21 protein-coding genes are annotated in these 16830 nt (G+C 68.5%); 10 read left to right on the top strand and 11 right to left on the bottom strand.

Going from position 1 to position 16830, the window contains the following annotated elements; translation table 11 throughout:
- Position 1: 1 nt before the first annotated feature.
- Together gatC and AACZ75_RS07090 are read right to left on the bottom strand one after the other, a co-directional pair.
- Entirely contained in the window at positions 2-289 is a 288-nt protein-coding gene (gatC, locus tag AACZ75_RS07095; protein WP_339872085.1) for an Asp-tRNA(Asn)/Glu-tRNA(Gln) amidotransferase subunit GatC, read from the bottom strand.
- A gap of 82 nt (positions 290-371) precedes the next feature.
- On the bottom strand, positions 372-905 hold the full coding sequence (locus tag AACZ75_RS07090) for a hypothetical protein (RefSeq protein WP_339872084.1): 534 nt from the start codon (positions 903-905) through the stop codon (positions 372-374).
- Between the two features lie 130 nt (positions 906-1035).
- Here AACZ75_RS07090 and ruvX point away from each other — a divergent pair, with 130 nt between their 5' ends.
- From ruvX to topA, 7 genes are all read left to right on the top strand, one after another.
- Complete coding sequence (gene ruvX / locus AACZ75_RS07085) at positions 1036-1455, top strand: Holliday junction resolvase RuvX (protein WP_339872327.1); 420 nt, start codon at positions 1036-1038, stop codon at positions 1453-1455.
- On the top strand, positions 1452-2372 hold the full coding sequence (locus AACZ75_RS07080) for an AEC family transporter (protein WP_339872083.1): 921 nt from the start codon (positions 1452-1454) through the stop codon (positions 2370-2372). The genes ruvX and AACZ75_RS07080 overlap by 4 nt, the downstream gene beginning before the upstream one ends.
- A 23-nt stretch (positions 2373-2395) precedes the next feature.
- Entirely contained in the window at positions 2396-3379 is a 984-nt protein-coding gene (locus AACZ75_RS07075) for an aspartate carbamoyltransferase catalytic subunit (protein WP_339872082.1), read from the top strand.
- A 142-nt stretch (positions 3380-3521) separates the two neighbouring features.
- Positions 3522-4808, top strand: coding sequence for a dihydroorotase (gene pyrC, locus AACZ75_RS07070; protein ID WP_339872080.1), 1287 nt, complete (start codon positions 3522-3524; stop codon positions 4806-4808).
- A gap of 14 nt (positions 4809-4822) precedes the next feature.
- Positions 4823-5461, top strand: coding sequence for a glycerol-3-phosphate 1-O-acyltransferase PlsY (plsY, locus tag AACZ75_RS07065; RefSeq protein ID WP_339872078.1), 639 nt, complete (start codon positions 4823-4825; stop codon positions 5459-5461).
- A complete protein-coding gene (gene dprA, locus AACZ75_RS07060) occupies positions 5458-6543 on the top strand; it encodes a DNA-processing protein DprA (protein ID WP_339872076.1) in 1086 nt (361 codons plus the stop codon). The genes plsY and dprA overlap by 4 nt, the downstream gene beginning before the upstream one ends.
- A 104-nt stretch (positions 6544-6647) precedes the next feature.
- Complete coding sequence (topA, locus tag AACZ75_RS07055; RefSeq protein WP_339872075.1) at positions 6648-9251, top strand: type I DNA topoisomerase; 2604 nt, start codon at positions 6648-6650, stop codon at positions 9249-9251.
- Positions 9252-9258: 7 nt separating this feature from the next.
- On the opposite strand, the gene AACZ75_RS07050 is transcribed toward topA, so the two are convergent.
- Entirely contained in the window at positions 9259-10086 is an 828-nt protein-coding gene (locus AACZ75_RS07050) for an NAD(P)H-hydrate dehydratase (protein WP_339872073.1), read from the bottom strand.
- 119 nt (positions 10087-10205) lie between these two features.
- Between AACZ75_RS07050 and AACZ75_RS07045 the strand changes: the two genes are divergently transcribed.
- Entirely contained in the window at positions 10206-10544 is a 339-nt protein-coding gene (locus AACZ75_RS07045) for a P-II family nitrogen regulator (RefSeq protein ID WP_339872072.1), read from the top strand.
- Positions 10545-10612: 68 nt separating this feature from the next.
- Entirely contained in the window at positions 10613-12019 is a 1407-nt protein-coding gene (gene glnA / locus AACZ75_RS07040; RefSeq protein WP_339872071.1) for a type I glutamate--ammonia ligase, read from the top strand.
- Between the two features lie 73 nt (positions 12020-12092).
- Here the strand turns inward: glnA and AACZ75_RS07035 are convergent, their stop codons facing one another.
- The 6 genes from AACZ75_RS07035 to AACZ75_RS07010 all read right to left on the bottom strand — a co-directional run bounded on the left by AACZ75_RS07035 (position 12093) and on the right by AACZ75_RS07010 (position 14793).
- On the bottom strand, positions 12093-12359 hold the full coding sequence (locus tag AACZ75_RS07035) for a hypothetical protein (RefSeq protein ID WP_339872070.1): 267 nt from the start codon (positions 12357-12359) through the stop codon (positions 12093-12095).
- A 59-nt stretch (positions 12360-12418) separates the two neighbouring features.
- Positions 12419-13303 carry a twin-arginine translocase subunit TatC gene (tatC, locus tag AACZ75_RS07030; protein ID WP_339872069.1) on the bottom strand — a complete coding sequence of 295 codons (885 nt, stop codon included), beginning with the start codon at positions 13301-13303 and terminating at the stop codon, positions 12419-12421.
- Positions 13300-13836: a Sec-independent protein translocase protein TatB gene (tatB, locus tag AACZ75_RS07025; RefSeq protein WP_339872068.1), complete on the bottom strand. Its 537-nt coding sequence runs from the start codon at positions 13834-13836 to the stop codon at positions 13300-13302. The genes tatC and tatB overlap by 4 nt, the downstream gene beginning before the upstream one ends.
- A gap of 25 nt (positions 13837-13861) precedes the next feature.
- Positions 13862-14080: a twin-arginine translocase TatA/TatE family subunit gene (locus tag AACZ75_RS07020; RefSeq protein WP_339872067.1), complete on the bottom strand. Its 219-nt coding sequence runs from the start codon at positions 14078-14080 to the stop codon at positions 13862-13864.
- A 93-nt stretch (positions 14081-14173) separates the two neighbouring features.
- On the bottom strand, positions 14174-14569 hold the full coding sequence (locus AACZ75_RS07015) for a type II toxin-antitoxin system death-on-curing family toxin (RefSeq protein WP_339872066.1): 396 nt from the start codon (positions 14567-14569) through the stop codon (positions 14174-14176).
- On the bottom strand, positions 14566-14793 hold the full coding sequence (locus tag AACZ75_RS07010) for an AbrB/MazE/SpoVT family DNA-binding domain-containing protein (RefSeq protein WP_339872065.1): 228 nt from the start codon (positions 14791-14793) through the stop codon (positions 14566-14568). Before AACZ75_RS07010 ends, AACZ75_RS07015 begins: the two co-directional genes overlap by 4 nt.
- A 60-nt stretch (positions 14794-14853) precedes the next feature.
- On the opposite strand from AACZ75_RS07010, the gene rnhA reads away from it, so the two are divergent.
- Positions 14854-15306, top strand: a complete 453-nt coding sequence (gene rnhA / locus AACZ75_RS07005) for a ribonuclease HI (protein WP_339872064.1) — start codon at positions 14854-14856, stop codon at positions 15304-15306.
- Here rnhA and AACZ75_RS07000 read toward each other — a convergent pair.
- The gene (locus tag AACZ75_RS07000; protein WP_339872063.1) at positions 15303-15761 is read right to left on the bottom strand and encodes an NfeD family protein; all 459 of its coding nucleotides are present in this window, start codon (positions 15759-15761) and stop codon (positions 15303-15305) included. The genes rnhA and AACZ75_RS07000 overlap by 4 nt on opposite strands.
- 3 nt (positions 15762-15764) lie before the next feature.
- The gene (locus AACZ75_RS06995; RefSeq protein WP_339872062.1) at positions 15765-16787 is read right to left on the bottom strand and encodes an SPFH domain-containing protein; all 1023 of its coding nucleotides are present in this window, start codon (positions 16785-16787) and stop codon (positions 15765-15767) included.
- Positions 16788-16830 lie beyond the last annotated feature (43 nt).

The raw sequence follows: 16830 nt of genomic DNA, 5'->3' as shown, positions 1-16830 counted from the left end.
GCTATTCGACCACCTTGGGCACGACGAAGAAGCCATCGGTCGCCTGCGGGGCATTGCCCAGCACATCGGCGACCCTGTTGCCGTCGGTGACCGCATCGGCGCGCAGGCGCAGGGCCTGGGCGACGTTCGAGGTCATCGGCTCGACGCCGTCGACGTCGACCTCGTTCAACTGTTCGATCCAGGCCAGGATGCCGGTCAGCTCGCGCGACAGGGGCTCCAGCCGGTCTTCCGGGGTCTTGATACGGGCGAGGTGTGCGACCTTGCGCACCGTCGCAGCGTCGATGGCCATGCGGCTCTCCAGACGTGACAGGTCAAGCGGGCGGATTAGCCGCCCGGCGGGCCTTTCACAAGACGGGAGGCCGCTTTGGCCCTCAGGTCGCCGGGGTGACGGTGATCGCCGACGGCGGCGGTGAGCCGGCGACACGCGCGTCATAGGTGACGATGAAGCGTTTGACCTCGCCGGTCACCATCTGGCCGTCGTCACCCATCCGGCCCTGGGTCGTTTCCAGAACGAAGCGGCCGGGACCCTGTTCGCCGACACTCCAGCGTTCGAAATCGCCGAGCGGGAACACCCGCCAGCCCTCGGACGGGTCGACGAAGAAGGCCAGATAGGCGTGGTCGCCGTTCAGGGCGGGGTCGCCGCCGGCCAGACCGAACAATTTGGCGTCGGCGGCGCGATCGCTCAGCGGGACAACGGCGAGGACCGAGGCGGCCGATTGCAGATAGTCGTCGGCCTGGGCCGCGACGGCCTGAGCGGGCCCGGCGGCGGTGGCCGGTGTGGTCGGAGCGGCGCGGATCGCGGCCGAGCCACCATCCGGAACGGCGTCCTTGCGGGTTTCCACGCCGGAATCGCAGGCGGTGACCAGGCCGGCGATGGCCAGAAGCAGCAACGGATGTCTGATCATGTCAAAACTCCCCCTTTGACGTTGCGCCATCTTGGCCTTTGACACACGGCGACGCCAGCCCTACCGCCACACTGTGTCCATCGTCCCCCTCCTCGACCTGCCCGCCGCCTGCCCGCCGCAAACCGCGTGGATGGGGCTGGACCTCGGCGAAAAGACCATCGGCGTCGCCGTCTCGGACGTGACCCGGATGATCGCCAGCCCGCTGGAACTGATCCGCAAATCGAAATTCACGATCGAGGCCGAACAGCTGTTCAAGTTGATGGGGCACCGCAAGGTCAGTGGCCTGATCATCGGCCTGCCGACCAATATGGACGGCACCGAAGGCCCCCGGGCCCAGTCGTGCCGGGCCTTCGCCCGCAACCTGCTGCGGCTGCGCGACATCCCGATCGCCTTCTGGGACGAGCGGCTGTCGACCAGTGCCGTCGAACGCTTCCTGATCGGCGAGCTGGACCTGACCCGCAAGCGCCGCGCCGGCGTCGTCGACCGGACCGCCGCCGCCTGGATCCTGCAGGGGGCGCTGGATCGCATCCGCGTCGCCGAACAGCCGTGACGGCCCTGCTGGCCGGTATCGTGCCGGTCTTCGCCATGATCGCCCTGGGCTGGGGGCTGAAGATGCGCAGCTTCCTGGCTGACGACGGCTGGCGCGCGGTCGAGCGGCTGACCTATTTCATCTTCTATCCGACCTTCCTGATCCCGGCTGTCTGGGGCGCGGACTTCAGCGCCGGCACCGCCGGGCCGGTGGCGGTCGCCACCATCGCGGTGTCCTTCGCCGTCGCCGGCCTGACCCTGGCGGCCAAGCCATGGCTGGGCATCAGCGATCCGGCCTTCACCAGCGTCTTCCAGGGCGTGATCCGCTGGAACGGCTTCGTCTTCCTGCCGGTCGCCGGGGCGGTGTTCGGTCCCGAGGGGCTGGGCACGGCGGCGGTGGCCTTCGGCGTGCTGGCCCCCGCCCTTAATGTCATCTGCGTGCTGGTGCTGGCCCGCTGGGGGGCCGGCCAGGGCGGCGGCTGGCGGCTGGCCCTGCGATCGCTGTCCCGCAATCCGATCATCTGGGCCTGCGGCCTGGGCGCGGCGCTGAACCTGACCGGTCTGGTGCCGCCGCTGCTGCTGAGCCGCATCTTCGAGCTGATGGGGCCCGGTGCCATCGCCCTGGGTCTGATCACCGCCGGGGCCGGGCTCAGCTTCCGCTATGCCGCCACCCGGCCGCTGATGATCCTGGCCATTTCCGCGGTCAAGCTGATCGTCCTGCCGGTCGGGATGTATTACCTGGCCGGGCTGCTGGGCGGTGACCGTCTGGCCCAGGGCGTGGCCCTGCTGGCGGGATCGGCCCCCGGGGCGGCGGCCTCCTATGTGCTGGCGCGGCAGATGGGCGGCGACGCCCCGCTGATGGCCGGGGTGGTCGCCTTCACCACGGTCGGCAGTGCGATTACCATCCCGATCCTGCTCGGCCTGTTCCATTTCCTCTGACTCAGCCGTATAGGCGGGCCTCGATGACCCAGCCCAACGCCGTCACCGATATGATCACCGAGCGGCTGGCCCCGTTCCCCCGCCCCCATTTCCTGTCGTCCGGCGATCTCAACGCCCAGACGACCCGCGATCTGCTGGACCTGGCCGACGCCTTCGTCGCGCTGAACCGCTCGTCGGCCAAGACGCTGGACCTGATGCGCGGGCGGACGGTGATGAACCTGTTCTTCGAGAACTCGACCCGCACCAGCGCCTCGTTCGAGATCGCCGCGCGGCGGCTGGGGGCGGATGTCGTCACCATGAGCCCGCGCACCTCGTCGGTGGCCAAGGGCGAGACCCTGATCGACACCGCCGTCACTCTGAACGCGATGAAACCCGACATCCTGGTGGTGCGTCACGGGGCCTCGGGGGCCGCCGACCTGCTGTCGCAGAAGGTCGGCTGTGCCGTGGTCAATGCCGGGGACGGCCGCCATGAGCATCCGACCCAGGCCCTGCTGGACCTGCTGAGCCTGCGCCGGGCCTTCGGCGATGTGACCAGCCTGACCGTGGCCATCTGCGGCGATGTGGCCCACAGCCGCGTGGCCCGCTCCAATGTGGCCCTGCTGTCGATGATGGGCGCGCGGGTGCGGCTGATCGGGCCGCCGACCCTGGTGCCCGGCGACGCCGACCGTTGGGGCTGCGAGGTGTTCCACGACATGCGCGAGGGCCTGAAGGGCTGCGACGTGGTGATGATGCTGCGCCTGCAGCTGGAGCGGATGGAGGGGGCCCTGGTGCCGTCGACCCGCGAATATTTCCGCTTCTGGGGCCTGGATCGCGAGAAGCTGTCCTGGGCCAATCCGGGGGCGAAGGTCATGCATCCGGGGCCGATGAACCGCGGCGTCGAGATCGATTCCGACGTGGCCGACGACCTCTCCGTCTCGCTGATCCAGGACCAGGTCGAGATGGGCGTGGCCGCGCGCATGGCGGTGCTGGCCGCCCTGTCGGCACGGCTGGACGGAGACACAGCATGAGAGGCTCACCGGCATTCCTCCCCCATCGGGGGCGGGGGACCGCGAAGCGGTGGAGGGCGCCATCCGCCGTCACCGGCCTCTGGGCCTGCCCCCGCCACCAGCCTTCGGATGGTCCCCCTCCCCCCGCAGGGGAGGATTTCGCTTGAGCGTCCTGGCCCTGGTCAACGCCCGGCTGCTGGATCCGGCCAGCGACTATGACGGCCCGGGTGCCGTCCTGATCGAGCACGGCCGCATCGTCGAGGTCATCCACGGCACAGCTCCGCCGCAAGCGGCCGAAATCGAGGTCATCGACGTCCACGGCCTGTGCCTGGCTCCCGGGCTGATCGACATCCGGGTCAAGACCGGCGAGCCCGGAGCCGAGCCCAAGGAGACGCTGAAGTCGGCCAGCCTGTCGGCCGCGGCCGGCGGGGTGACCACCATCGTCATCCAGCCCGACACCGATCCCGCCGTCGATGATCCGGCCATGGTCGACTTCATCCAGCGTCGCGGGGCGGCGCTCAATCTGGTCAACGTCCATGCCGCCGGGGCCGCGACGCGCACCCTCGACGGTCAGCGCATGGCCGAGATCGGCCTGATGACCGAGGCCGGGGCCCTGTATTTCACCGACGGCGACCGGGTCATCACCAATACGCGCACCCTGCAGCGGGTGATGAGCTATGCCGTCGCCTTCAACGCCCTGATCGCCTGCCGCCCCAGCGAGCCGTGGCTCGGCGAGGGCGCGGTGGCGACCGCGGGCGAGCTGGCGACGCGGCTGGGTCTGTCGGGATCGCCGGCCATCGGCGAGCGCATCCAGCTGGAGCGCGACCTGGCCCTGGTCGAGCAGACCGGCGTGCGCTTCCTCGTCGACCAGATATCGACCGAGGGGGCGCTCGAGACCCTGGCGCGGGCCCGGGCCCGGGGTCTGGAGGTCGCCGCCTCGGTGTCGATCAACCACCTGTGCTTCAACGAGATCGACATCGGCGAGTACCGCACCTTCTACCGGCTGGATCCGCCGCTGCGCGCCGAGAGCGACCGTCTGGCCCTGATCGAGGCGGTGCGCGACGGCCTGATCGACGTGATCACCTCGGCCCATGCCCCGGCCCCGGCCGAGGACAAGCGCCGCCCGTTCGCCGAGGCCGCGCCGGGGGCCGTGGGTCTGGAAACCCTGCTGGCCGCGGCCCTGAGCCTGCACCATGAGGCCGGACTGGACCTGCTCGACGTGCTGCGGCCGCTGACGCACGGCCCGGCCACCCTGCTGGATCTGGAGTCCGGCGTGCTGGAAGCCGACGCCCCGGCCGACCTGGTGCTGTTCGATCCGGGCGCGCCGGTGGTGATCGACGCCGCGACGCTGAGATCCAAGTCGCGCAACTCGCCGTTCGACGGCCGCCGTCTGCAAGGTCGGGTCTTGCTCACCATCGTCGGTGGACGCATCGTCCACGACGCCCGCTAGACGAGAGAATCACCGTGCAGGATCTGGTTGCCCCGGCCCTTCTGACCCTCGCCCTGGTGGCGGCGGGCGGCTATCTGCTGGGCTCGATCCCGTTCGGCGTGGTCATCACCCGCGCGGCCGGAGCCGGTGACGTGCGGGCCATCGGCTCGGGCAATATCGGCGCGACCAATGTGCTGCGCACCGGCCGCAAGGACCTGGCCCTGGCCACCCTGCTGCTGGACGCCGGCAAGGGGGCGGCGGCCCTGCTGCTCGCCCGCTGGCTGTTCGACAGCGAGGTGGCGGGAGCCATCGCCGGCGGCGCGGCCTTTCTGGGGCACCTGTTCCCGGTCTGGCTGGGCTTCAGGGGGGGCAAGGGCGTGGCGACCTTCTTCGGCCTGCTGCTGGCCGCCTGGTGGCCGCTGGGGCTGATGGCCGGGGCGGTCTGGCTGATCGTCGCCCTGGTCCTGCGCTATTCGTCGCTGGCGGCCCTGGTCGCGGCCGCGATGGCCCCGATCCTGGCCACCCTGACCCTGCCGGCGGTGGGCCTGCCCGCCCCGGCCCCGATCCTGCTGCTGTCGGCCTTCACAGCCGTGCTGATCTGGATCCGTCACCATCAGAACATCGCCCGGCTGCTGAAGGGGACCGAACCCCGGCTGGGTGCCAAGAAGACGTGAGCCCGCCGGACGCGGCGGAACGGTTCGCCCGGCTGCGGCTGGCCCGGGCCGAGCGCGTCGGTCCGGTCACGTTCCGGCAACTGCTCGAGCGGTTCAGCAGCGCCCTTGCCGCGATCGAGGTCCTGCCCGCCATGGTCCGACGCGCCGGCGGGGCGGGATTCACCCTGCCCCCTGTCGCGCGCATCGAGTCCGAGATGGCCGCGGCCGAGGATGTCAACGCCCGGCTGATGGTGATCGGCGACCCCGACTACCCGCCCCTTCTGGCCGCCGTCGATCCGCCGCCGCCGGTGCTGTGGACGCGGGGGGACCCGGCCCTGCTGTCGCGGCCCTGCGTCGCCGTGGTCGGAGCCCGCATCGCCTCGGCCGGCGGGCAGCGCATCGCCCGTGGTCTGGCGGCCCAGCTGGGCGCGGCCGGGCATGGGGTGGTGTCGGGCATGGCCCGCGGCATCGACAGCGCCGCCCACGCCGGAGCCCTGCCGACGGGGACGGTGGCGGTGCTGGGCGGCGGCGTCGACGACATCTATCCGCCCGACAATGCCGAACTGTACGACCAGATCGTCGACCGGGGCTGTGTCGTCTCCGAGAGCCCGATGGGGGCGCGGGCCCAGGCGCGGGACTTCCCGCGGCGCAACCGGATCATCTCGGGCCTGTCGCGTGGCGTCGTGGTGGTCGAGGCCGAACTGCGCTCGGGCTCGCTGATCACCGCCCGGCTGGCGGCCGAACAGGGCCGCGACGTATTCGCGGTGCCGGGCTCGCCGCTGGATCCCCGCTCACGCGGCCCCAATGAATTGCTGCGTCAGGGCGCGATCCTGTGCGAGGGCATCGAGGATATCGAACGCGCCTTCGAGACGCTGCGCCGTCTGGACGAGCCGCCGGTCGACCGCCCCTTCGGTGACGGGGCCGATGATGTCGACGCGGCCCTGATCGAGCGGGTCGCGGCCCTGCTGTCGCCGACCCCGACGCCGCGTGACGAACTGGCCCGGGCGCTGAATGCCCCGGTCGGGGCGGTCGCCGCCGCCCTGCTGGAGCTGAGTCTGGTCGGGCGGGCGACCCTGCTGCCGGGCGGCCTGGCCTCGCTCTGATCCGCCTGCCCACCGTCGGTCCGGGGACCGGGTTTCAGATGGCCGATTGACACGGGCCGTCCGGCCAACCACGTTCCCGGCCCCTTTCCGAGAACCCGTCCATCATGAATCTTGTCATTGTCGAAAGCCCCGCGAAGGCCAAGACCATCAACAAATATCTGGGGTCCGAGTTCGAGGTTCTGGCCTCCTACGGCCACATCCGCGACCTGCCGTCCAAGGACGGATCGGTGCTACCCGACGACGATTTCGCCATGTCGTGGGAGATCGACGCGCGGGCGTCCAAGCGGATGTCCGAGATCGCCGAGGCCGCCAAACGCGCCAGCCGCGTCATCCTGGCCACCGACCCCGACCGCGAGGGTGAGGCGATCAGCTGGCACGTGCTCGAGGTGCTGACCAAGAAGAAGGCGCTGAAGGACACCCACGTCGAACGGGTCACCTTCAACGCCATCACCAGGAACGCCGTGCTCGAGGCCATGGCGGCCCCGCGCCAGATCGACATGGAACTGGTCGAGGCCTATCTGGCGCGCCGCGCGCTCGACTATCTGGTCGGCTTCACCCTGTCGCCGGTCCTGTGGCGCAAGCTGCCGGGGGCCCGCTCGGCCGGTCGGGTCCAGTCGGTCGCCCTGCGCATCGTCGTCGATCGCGAGATGGAGATCGAGAAGTTCAAGGCGCAGGAATACTGGTCGGTCGAGGCCGACCTGGCCGCCGACAGCCCGCCCTTCACCACCCGGCTGGTCAAACATCTGGGCAAGCGGATCCAGCGTCTCGACATCCCGTCGGAGGCCGTGGCCTTCGCCGCCCGTGATGCGATCAACAGCGGTGCGTTCACGATCAAGTCGATCGAGAAGAAGCCGATCAAGCGCAGCCCGGCCCCGCCCTTCACCACCTCGACCCTGCAGCAGGAGGCCAGCCGCAAACTGGGCTTCACCGCCCAGCGCACCATGCAGGCGGCGCAGAAGCTGTACGAAGGCGTCGACGAGACCGGCGGTCTGATCACCTATATGCGGACCGACGGCCTGTTCGTCAGTCCCGAGGGCATCGCCCAGGCGCGGGAGGTCATCGCCGACCGCTTCGGACCGGCCTTCGTTCCGTCCGAACCGCGCTACTACAAGACCAAGGCCAAGAACGCCCAGGAGGCCCACGAGGCCATCCGCCCGACCAACATCACCCGCGCGCCGGAAACCCTGCGCCTCGATGGCGACCTGCAGCGGCTGTACGAGCTGATCTGGAAGCGGATGGTCGCCTCGCAGATGGAATCGGCCCGCATCGACCGCACCACGGTCGAGGTCGAGACCCCGGACGGCCAGACCGGCCTGCGCGCCACCGGCCAGGTGGTGACCTTCGACGGCTTCCTCGCCGTCTATGAGGAGGGCCGCGACGAGCGCCAGAAGGGCACCGAGACCGACGAGGACGACGACTCCACCCGTCTGCCGACCCTGAAGGAAGGGGCCACGGCGAAGGTCGAGGCCGTGCGCACCGACCAGCATTTCACCGAACCGCCGCCGCGCTTCTCGGAAGCCACTTTGGTCAAGAAGCTGGAAGAGCTCGGCATCGGCCGTCCCTCCACCTATGCCTCGATCCTGACCACGCTGCGCGACCGCGAATATGTGCGCACCGACAAGAACCGCTTCTATCCCGAGGACAAGGGCCGGCTGGTCACGGCCTTCCTCGAGCAGTTCTTCGCCAAATGGGTCGAATACGATTTCACCGCCGCGCTGGAGACCCGGCTCGACGAGGTCTCGGCCGGCAAGCTGGACTGGAAGGTGCTGCTGCGCGAGTTCTGGTCGGACTTCCATGTCGCGGCCCAGGCCGCCGGCGAGCTGCGCACCACGGCCATCCTCGACGCCCTCAATGAGTCGCTGGGACCGCACATTTTCCCGGCCCGGGAAGACGGCGGCGATCCGCGCGAATGCCCGCTGTGCAAACAGGGTCAGCTGTCGCTGAAGACCAGCCGTTTCGGGGCCTTCGTCGGCTGCTCGCGCTATCCCGACTGCAAATTCACCCGGCCGGTGGCGTCGCCCGACGCCGACGGGGGCGGGGCGGACGGCGGTGATCGCGAGCTGGGCGTCGATCCGGTGACCGGCCAGCCGGTCCAGCTGAAGATCGGCCGCTTCGGCCCCTATGTCGAAGTCACCCCGCCCGGTGAGGAGAAGCCGAAACGGTCTTCCCTGCCCAAGGGCTGGAGCCCCGCGACCCTGTCGCTGGAACAGGCGCTGCGCCTGCTGGCCCTGCCGCGCGAGGTCGGGGAACACCCCGAGGACGGCAAGATGATCACCGCCGGCCTCGGCCGCTACGGGCCGTTCGTGCTGCACGCGGGCACCTATGCCAATGTCGCCGACATCGACGAGGTGTTCGAGGTCGGCCTGAACCGCGCCGTGGTGCTGCTGGCCGAGAAACGCGCCGGAAAATTCGCCGGACGCGGGGCCGCCGTGGCCCCGCTGAAGGACCTGGGCGCGCACCCCGAGACCGGCGATCCGATCCATGTGATGGCCGGCCGCTTCGGCCCCTATGTCAAGTCGGGCAAGATCAACGCGACCCTGCCCAAGGGCACCACGCCCGAGGACCTGACGCTGGAGCAGGCCCTGCCCCTGCTGGCCGCCAAGGCCGGGGCCGCGCCCAAGAAGAAGGCTCCGGCCAAGAAGGCTGCCGCCAAGAAACCGGCGGCGAAGAAGAAGCCAGCCGCGAAGAAGGCCGCGGCCGCCGACTAGGATTGCCTCACCGGCCCGGCCACAGCCCGGCCAGAACCGCCGGCAGCCGGTCGGGCAGATCCTCGGCAATCAGGCCGGGCCCGAACCCGGCCGCGGCCTCGGCATGGATCCACACCGCGGCGCAGGCGGCGTCGAAACTGTCCATCCGCTGGGCCAGCAGGCCGCCGATCATCCCGGCCAGCACATCGCCGCTGCCGGCCGTCGCCAGCCAGGGTGTGCCGTTGTCATTGACGACCATCCGTCCATCGGGGGCGGCGATGACCGTCTGCGGGCCCTTCAGCACCACCACGGCCCCGGCCCGTGCCGCGGCTTCGGCCGCCGCCCGCTCGCGCCCATGGGTCAGCAGATCGGGAAACAGGCGGCGGAACTCGCCTTCATGCGGGGTCAGGATGTCGTCCCGGTCCAGAAGGGCGAACAGATCGGCCGGCCAGCCCTCGAACACCGTCAGCCCGTCGGCGTCGATGACCAGGGCGGCCCCGGTGCCGGCCAGGGCATGGACATTGGCGACGGTGGCGTCGTTGATCCCGGCCGCCGGTCCGACCACCACGGCGTCCATCCCGTCGGCCAGTCCGGCCAGGACCTCGGGGTCGGCGAACGGCTTCAGCATCACGGCCTCGACCGCCGGGGCCAGCACGGCGACCGCCTCGAGCGGACACAGCAGACTGACCACCCCGGCCCCGATTCTGAGGCCGCCGCGGGCGGCCAGTCGCGCGGCACCGGTCTGGCCGGCCCGGCCACTGACGACCCCCAGACGCCCCCGGGCGTGTTTGTGCGTATTCAGCCCCGGCCAGGGCAGCACGGCCCGCCAGTCAGGGCGATCTTGACCTTCGGTCATGGGCGTCGCCCGGTCACCGATGATGACAAAATCGAAAAGAGGCTTGCCTTATTGTGCAATGCAATGTCCCTTTGCTGCCCGAGTGACGGGGTCTTCAACCCGCCCGTCCCGGGGTCGCCATGAAGAAGATTGAAGCCGTCATCAAGCCATTCAAGCTCGATGAAGTGAAGGAAGCGCTCCAGGACGTGGGCGTGCAAGGGATGACCGTTCTGGAGGCCAAGGGATATGGTCGCCAGAAGGGGCATTCCGAACTCTATCGCGGTGCCGAATACGTCATCGACTTCCTTCCGAAGATCAAGATCGAGGTCGTGGTGCCCGACGACATGGCACCCGCCGTGGTCGAGGCCATCCAGTCGGCGGCCCGGACCGGCAAGATCGGTGACGGCAAGATCTTCGTCTCCGACATCGTGGACGTCATCCGCATCCGCACGGGCGAAACCGGTCCCCAGGCCGTCTGAATTCATCGTCGCCGTCCCCTCCCGGGGTGGCGTCCTCTCTCCCCTCCCCTACGAACAGGACTTCGATCATGAGCGCCGCCAAGATCCTTCAGGAGATCAAGGACAAGGACGTCCGGTACGTCGACCTCCGCTTCACCGACACCAAGGGCCGGCTGCAGCACATGACCTTCGACATCGACCTGATCGACGAGGAGCTGCTCGAGGAAGGGACGATGTTCGACGGCTCCTCCATCGTCGGCTGGAAGACGATCAATGAGTCCGACATGCTGCTCAAGCCCGACCTGAGCACGGCCTATATCGATCCCTTCTACCAGCAGACGACGATGTTCCTGTTCTGCGACGTGCTGAACCCGGACACCAACGAGCCCTACAATCGCGACAGCCGCTCGATGGCCAAGAAGGCGCTGGCCTTCGTCCAGTCGTCGGGCGTGGGCGACCAGGTGTTCTTCGGCCCCGAGGCCGAGTTCTTCATCTTCGACGACGTGCGCTGGAGCACCGCGTCGCACGACACCGGCTACAGCTTCGATTCGATTGAACTGCCGTCCAACACCGGGTCCGAATATTCCGAAGGCAACATGGGCCACCGCCCGGGTTCCAAGGGCGGCTATTTCCCGGTCAATCCGGTCGACAGCGCCCAGGACCTGCGCGGCGAGATGCTGGGCGTGATGAAGGAGCTGGGCCTCGATCCCGAGAAGCACCACCACGAGGTGGCCCCGGCCCAGCACGAACTGGGTCTGAAATTCAGCGACCTGCTGACCATGGCCGACCGGCTGCAGCTGTACAAATACGTGGTCCACAACGTCGCCGCCGCCTATGGCAAGTCGGCCACCTTCATGGCCAAGCCCATGTACGGCGACAACGGCTCGGGCATGCATGTGCACCAGTCGATCTGGCGCGACGGCAAGCCCCTGTTCGCCGGCGACAAATACGCCGGCCTGTCGGACATGTGTCTGTGGTACATCGGCGGCATCATCAAGCACGCCAAGGCCATCAACGCCTTCGCCAACTCGACCACCAACTCCTACAAGCGCCTGGTGCCCGGCTATGAAGCCCCGGTGAAGCTGGCCTATTCGGCCCGCAACCGCTCGGCCTCGATCCGCATCCCGCACGTGTCCAGCCCCAAGGCCAAGCGTATCGAGGCGCGCTTCCCCGATCCGATGGGCAACCCCTATCTGACCTTCGTGGCCCTGCTGATGGCCGGCCTCGACGGGATCGAGAACCGCATCGATCCGGGCGCGCCCGCCGACAAGAACCTCTATGACCTGCCGCCGGAAGAGCGCGGCAACATCCCCGAGGTCTGCGGCAGCCTGCAGGAGGCGCTGGACAACCTCGACAAGGACCGGGCCTTCCTCAAGAAGGGCGGCGTGATGGATGACGACTTCATCGACAGCTATATCGCGCTGAAGCAGGAGGAGGTGCTGCGCCTGCAACTGCACCCGCACCCGGTCGAATTCGACCTCTACTACAGCTGCTGATCGGCACGCTGAGCCGACAAAAAAGCCCCCGGACGGGAAACCGTCCGGGGGCTTTTCGATGATCGCTGTGAAATCAGCGGTTGGTGGTCTCGACCTCGATGCCGTCGCGCCCGGCGCGCACGGTCGTGGTGTCGCCGGTCTCGCCGTCGCGCTCGATGACGACGGGCGGGCTCTCACGCTCGATCACCACGGGCGCGGCGGGAACCTCGCGGGTTTCGACGATCGTGTGGGTGGTGTCAGTGCTGGTCGCGGTCTCGTCGGCGGCCGGGGTACAGGCCACGGCACCGACGGTGACGACGGCAAACGCGGCGGTGACGATCGCGATATGGCGAGGGTTCATGAATGGACTCCTGAGGGATGGTGTCCCCTGCAAACGGCCACGCTCGCCGTCGGTTCCGCTCAGGTGCGCCCTTCGACCGGCTCCCGCCTGCGCTTGCGCAGCTCGATCAGGCGCACGCACCAGATGCTGACCTCGTAGAGCAGCACCAGCGGCACAGCCAGCATCAGCTGACTGACCGGATCCGGCGGGGTGACAATGGCGGCGACCACGACCACGGCGACGATCGCATAGCGGCGCCCCAGGGCCATCATCTTCGAATTGACGATGCCGGCCAGCCCCAGCAGCGTCATCACGACCGGCAGCTGGAAACACAGGCCGAAGGCCAGCAGCAGGGCCGTCACCAGGCTGAGGTAGTCCGACACCTTGGGCAGCAGCTGGGCCGAGACCCCGCCGCCCGTGATCTGCTGGCTCAGCGAGAACCACATGACGAACGGCAGCATGACGAAATAGACCAGGGCCGTACCCAGCAGGAACAGCAGCGGCGCGGCGAACAGGAAGGGCAGGAAGGCCCCCTTCTCGTTGCGATACAGACCCGGGGCCACGAACCGGTACATCTGCCAGGCCAGGATCGGGAACGACACGATGAAGGCCCCGAAGCCGGCCAGTTTCATCTTGGTGAACAGGATCTCCAGCGGGGCCGTATAGATCAGCTCGACCATCTGGCCGTTGACGACCGGCAGGGCCTTGAGGCCGGCGGTGCCGAGGATCAGGTCCAGCGGCGACACATGGGTGCCGGGGGCCAGGCTCTGGTGGAAGGCCGCGGCCACGGCGAACGGCTTGACCAGGAAGATGTACAGCGGCTCGGCGAAGGCGAAGCACAGGATGAAGCCGAGGATGAAGGCGATGACGCAGATCAGCAGCCGCCCGCGCAGCTCGATCAAATGATCCATCAGCGGGGCGCGCGAGGCCTCGATTTCGGACTCGTCCAAGTCGGGGGCGCTCACAGGTCCACCTTCTTCGCCCGGATCGCCTGCGACTTACCGGCCGCCTTCCTGGTCGATGCGGCGGCGGGCTTGCCCCCGGATTTGGGTTTGGGCTTGGCCCCGGACCTGGGCTTCGCCTTGACCGGCGGTTTCGGCTCCGGGTCCGCCGGGGCCGCCAGCGGCGTCATCGCCGGTCCGGCATCGGGCCATTCATTGGGCGCAGGGGTCATGGCCGGTGCCGGGCTGGCGGTCAGGCCCGAGTCCAGGTCCTTGCCGATCTCGCGGAAGGCGGCGTCGGCGTCGGCCCCGAGGGCGTGGATGCCCTGGTTGGTGCGCAGGGCCTCAACCTCCTTGCGCAGCTCGTCCAGCTCGGACTGGCGCGCCATTTCGTCGAAGCTGGCGCGGAACTCATTGGCCATGCCGCGGGCCTTGCCCATCAGCTTGCCCAGCTTGCGCATCAGCGCAGGCAGGTCCTTGGGCCCCACGACAAGCAGGGCCACCAGGCCGATTACCAGGATTTCCGCGCCACCGAGACCGGGGCCGAGACCACCCATGCGTCAGACTCCGACGTTCAGGGGGCTAGTTTTTCAGGTCTTCTTTTTCGGCCTCGGTCCGCGGCAGCGAACTGGTGCCGCCCGACGGGCCGTCCTTGCTGTCGTCGTCCTTGAGGCCGTCCTTGAACGCCTTCACGCCCTTGGCCGCGTCGCCCATCAGGCCCGACAATTTGCCGCGCCCGCCGAACAGCAGGGCCACGACGATAATCACGATGGCCCAGTGCCAGATGCTCAAACTGCCCACGGTACGCTCTCCTCAGACGGGCCCTTACGGCCCGCATCAAATCTGTCCCGCCATATAGGCCACCTGATGGCGCCGCGCCAAGGGAATGCCGCGTCAGGTCGCCGCGCTGTTGGCCCGAATCCATTCGGCAAGGGTGTCGATATCGATCTCACCGGCCGCGACCGCCTGCACAGTGCGGATTGCCTCGACCCGGTCCGGCTGCAGCGGCGTGCCGTTCAGGGCCAGGAACAGGATCATCGCCTGATAGGGCGCACGCTTGTTGCCGTCGACGAACGGATGATTCGACGCCACGCCCACAGCATAGGTCGCGGCCAGCACCGCGAGGCTGGGCTCATCGTCATGGAGGCGACGATGAATCGGTCGCTGCAGAGCCGAGTCCAGCAAGCCCTCGTCCCTAATACCGGGCGGGCCACCGTGCAGGGCCAGTGTGCGATCATGCAGGGCGATCAGGGCCGCCTTTTCGAGCCAGACCGGCTCAGAGGGACTCATTTGGCCAGGGCGCGGAACACGTCGCGATGCGCATCCATCAACTGTTCACCCAGGGCGATCTGCTGCTGGACCTTGTCATCATAGGCCGAGACCCGCATGGACCCGTCTGGAGCGCGCGTCAGGTACAGAGTGTCGCCCTTGGTCGCGCCGAGTTCGGTCAGGGCCTCCTTGGGCAGGACGACACCGACAGAATTTCCCACCTGGGTGATCTTGAGAGCAATCATGGCTGGCCTCGTTTCCAGCGCCCTATATTACATACGTTATAACGCCTTGCGAGTTTCAGCTTGTCCCACGTGATCATCCACACTGACGGTGCCTGCAAGGGCAATCCGGGCCCCGGCGGCTGGGGCGCGATCCTGCAGACCGGCCAGGGCCACGAGAAGACGCTGTGGGGCGGCGAGGCCCTGACCACCAACAACCGCATGGAGCTGACCGCCGCCATCATGGCGCTGGAGGCCCTGTCCCGCCCCTGCAAGGTCGAGCTGCACACCGACAGCAAATATGTGATGCAAGGCATCGACCAGTGGATCCACGGCTGGAAGGCGCGCGGCTGGAAGACGGCCGACAAGAAGCCGGTCAAGAACGAGGACCTGTGGAAGCGGCTCGACACCGCCCGCCAGCGGCACAATGTCCACTGGCGCTGGGTCAAGGGCCACTCGGGTCATGAACTGAACGATCGCGCCGACGCCCTGGCCAACCGGGGCGTCGACGAGGTGCTGGCGGCGAAGGCTCGCTAGACGGCGCGCACCCTCAGCATCGGCCCGGCCACCGATTCGACGATCACGGTCTCACCGGCCAGGGGTTGGGCCCCCTCGATCACCGCCGGCCATTCCGAACCCGAGATGAAGACCCGGCCGCGGCCGTCGATGAAGGCCTCGACCACCTGGGCCTTGAGCCCGACCAGTCTCAGGTCGCGGTCGTTGATGTCCGGCGAATCGGTCGGATTGACGCGCTGGATCAGGCGGCGCGACATCAGGGTCGAGACCAGGGTCAGGGCGGCGAAAATGCCCAGCTCGATCCCGAAGCCCCAGCGCAGGCCCAGGGCCGTCAGCACCGCTACGACCCCGGCCGAGACCGCCGGCCACAACAGCCATTCGGTCGAGAAGGCCGCCTCGACGGCCAGCAGCAGGACGCCGACGCCCAGCCAGATCCAGAACGGCTGGGCGATATAGAGATCGATCAGCGGGGTCATCACCTACTCCGTCGTCGGCACCGAACCGCCGGGGCGGCGCGGGGCGCGGGTCTGGACCGGCGGGGGCGACCGGGTGGTGGCCGGAGCCGGAGCCGCCTCGCGACGGCCCTGCTGCGACGCCTGCTGCCCGCGGGCCAGACCGACCAGTTCGCCGATGCCGGCGATGGAGCCGACCAGCGCCCCCATCTCGGCCGGAACGATGACCGTCTTGGCCGTGGTGTTGCGGGCCAGTTCGCCGAAGGCCTCGACATATTTCTGGGCGACGAAATAGTTGATGGCGTTGACGTCACCGGCGGCGATGGCGTTGGACACCATCTCGGTCGCCTTGGCCTCGGCCTGGGCCAGACGCTCACGCGCCTCGGCGTCGCGCGAGGCGGCTTCCTTGCGGCCCTCGGCCTGCAGGATGGCCGACTGCTTGGCCCCCTCGGCGCGGGCGATGGCGGCCTGTTTCTCGCCCTCGGCCTCGGTGATGACGGCCCGACGCTCGCGCTCGGCCTTCATCTGCCGCGCCATGGCGTTGGTGATGTCGACCGGCGGGGTCAGGTCCTTGATCTCGATCCGGTTGACCTTGACGCCCCACGGCTCGGTGGCGGCGTCGATCACGGTCAGCAGGCGCGAGTTGATGTTGTCGCGCTGGAACAGCACCTCATCCAGATCCATCGAACCGACCACGGTCCTGAGGTTGGTCGAGCACAGCTGGGTGATGGCATAGGGCAGGTTCTCGACCCGGTAGGCCGCGGCGGCCGCGTCCATCACCTGGATAAAGACGATGGCGTCGACCTTCACCATGGCGTTGTCCTTGGTGATCACCTCCTGCTGGGGCACGTCGAGCACCTGCTCCATCATGTTCATGCGCCGGCCCGTGCGCTCGATGAACGGGGCCAGGAAGGTGATGCCGGGCTTCAGCGTCCGGGTGTAGCGACCGAAGCGTTCGATCGTGAATTCACGGCCCTGGGGCACGATCTTGACCACGCTGAACAGCAGCACAAAGGCCAGAACCACCAGGGCAATAGCGAAATAACTCATGTCGTCCTCCAGTTGCGATCAAGGGTATCCCCCGGGCGTCACC

Origin of the sequence: uncultured Brevundimonas sp., assembly GCF_963975535.1 — a bacterium.
GTDB lineage: Bacteria > Pseudomonadota > Alphaproteobacteria > Caulobacterales > Caulobacteraceae > Brevundimonas.
The sequence above is the reverse complement of the archived record's forward strand: the minus strand, read 5'-3'. Positions and strand labels throughout refer to the sequence as shown.

Coding starts and splice junctions, on each gene's coding strand:
- glnA (WP_339872071.1), top strand. CDS start 10,613: ATGAGCGCCGCCAAGATCCTTCAGGAGATCAAGGACAAGGACGTCCGG.
- topA (WP_339872075.1), top strand. CDS start 6,648: ATGAATCTTGTCATTGTCGAAAGCCCCGCGAAGGCCAAGACCATCAAC.
- tatB (WP_339872068.1), bottom strand. CDS start 13,836: ATGGGTGGTCTCGGCCCCGGTCTCGGTGGCGCGGAAATCCTGGTAATC.
- AACZ75_RS07015 (WP_339872066.1), bottom strand. CDS start 14,569: ATGAGTCCCTCTGAGCCGGTCTGGCTCGAAAAGGCGGCCCTGATCGCC.
- AACZ75_RS06995 (WP_339872062.1), bottom strand. CDS start 16,787: ATGAGTTATTTCGCTATTGCCCTGGTGGTTCTGGCCTTTGTGCTGCTG.
- AACZ75_RS07035 (WP_339872070.1), bottom strand. CDS start 12,359: ATGAACCCTCGCCATATCGCGATCGTCACCGCCGCGTTTGCCGTCGTC.
- AACZ75_RS07000 (WP_339872063.1), bottom strand. CDS start 15,761: ATGACCCCGCTGATCGATCTCTATATCGCCCAGCCGTTCTGGATCTGG.
- AACZ75_RS07090 (WP_339872084.1), bottom strand. CDS start 905: ATGATCAGACATCCGTTGCTGCTTCTGGCCATCGCCGGCCTGGTCACC.
- AACZ75_RS07075 (WP_339872082.1), top strand. CDS start 2,396: ATGACCCAGCCCAACGCCGTCACCGATATGATCACCGAGCGGCTGGCC.
- AACZ75_RS07010 (WP_339872065.1), bottom strand. CDS start 14,793: ATGATTGCTCTCAAGATCACCCAGGTGGGAAATTCTGTCGGTGTCGTC.
- AACZ75_RS07045 (WP_339872072.1), top strand. CDS start 10,206: ATGAAGAAGATTGAAGCCGTCATCAAGCCATTCAAGCTCGATGAAGTG.
- AACZ75_RS07050 (WP_339872073.1), bottom strand. CDS start 10,086: ATGACCGAAGGTCAAGATCGCCCTGACTGGCGGGCCGTGCTGCCCTGG.
- gatC (WP_339872085.1), bottom strand. CDS start 289: ATGGCCATCGACGCTGCGACGGTGCGCAAGGTCGCACACCTCGCCCGT.
- ruvX (WP_339872327.1), top strand. CDS start 1,036: ATGGGGCTGGACCTCGGCGAAAAGACCATCGGCGTCGCCGTCTCGGAC.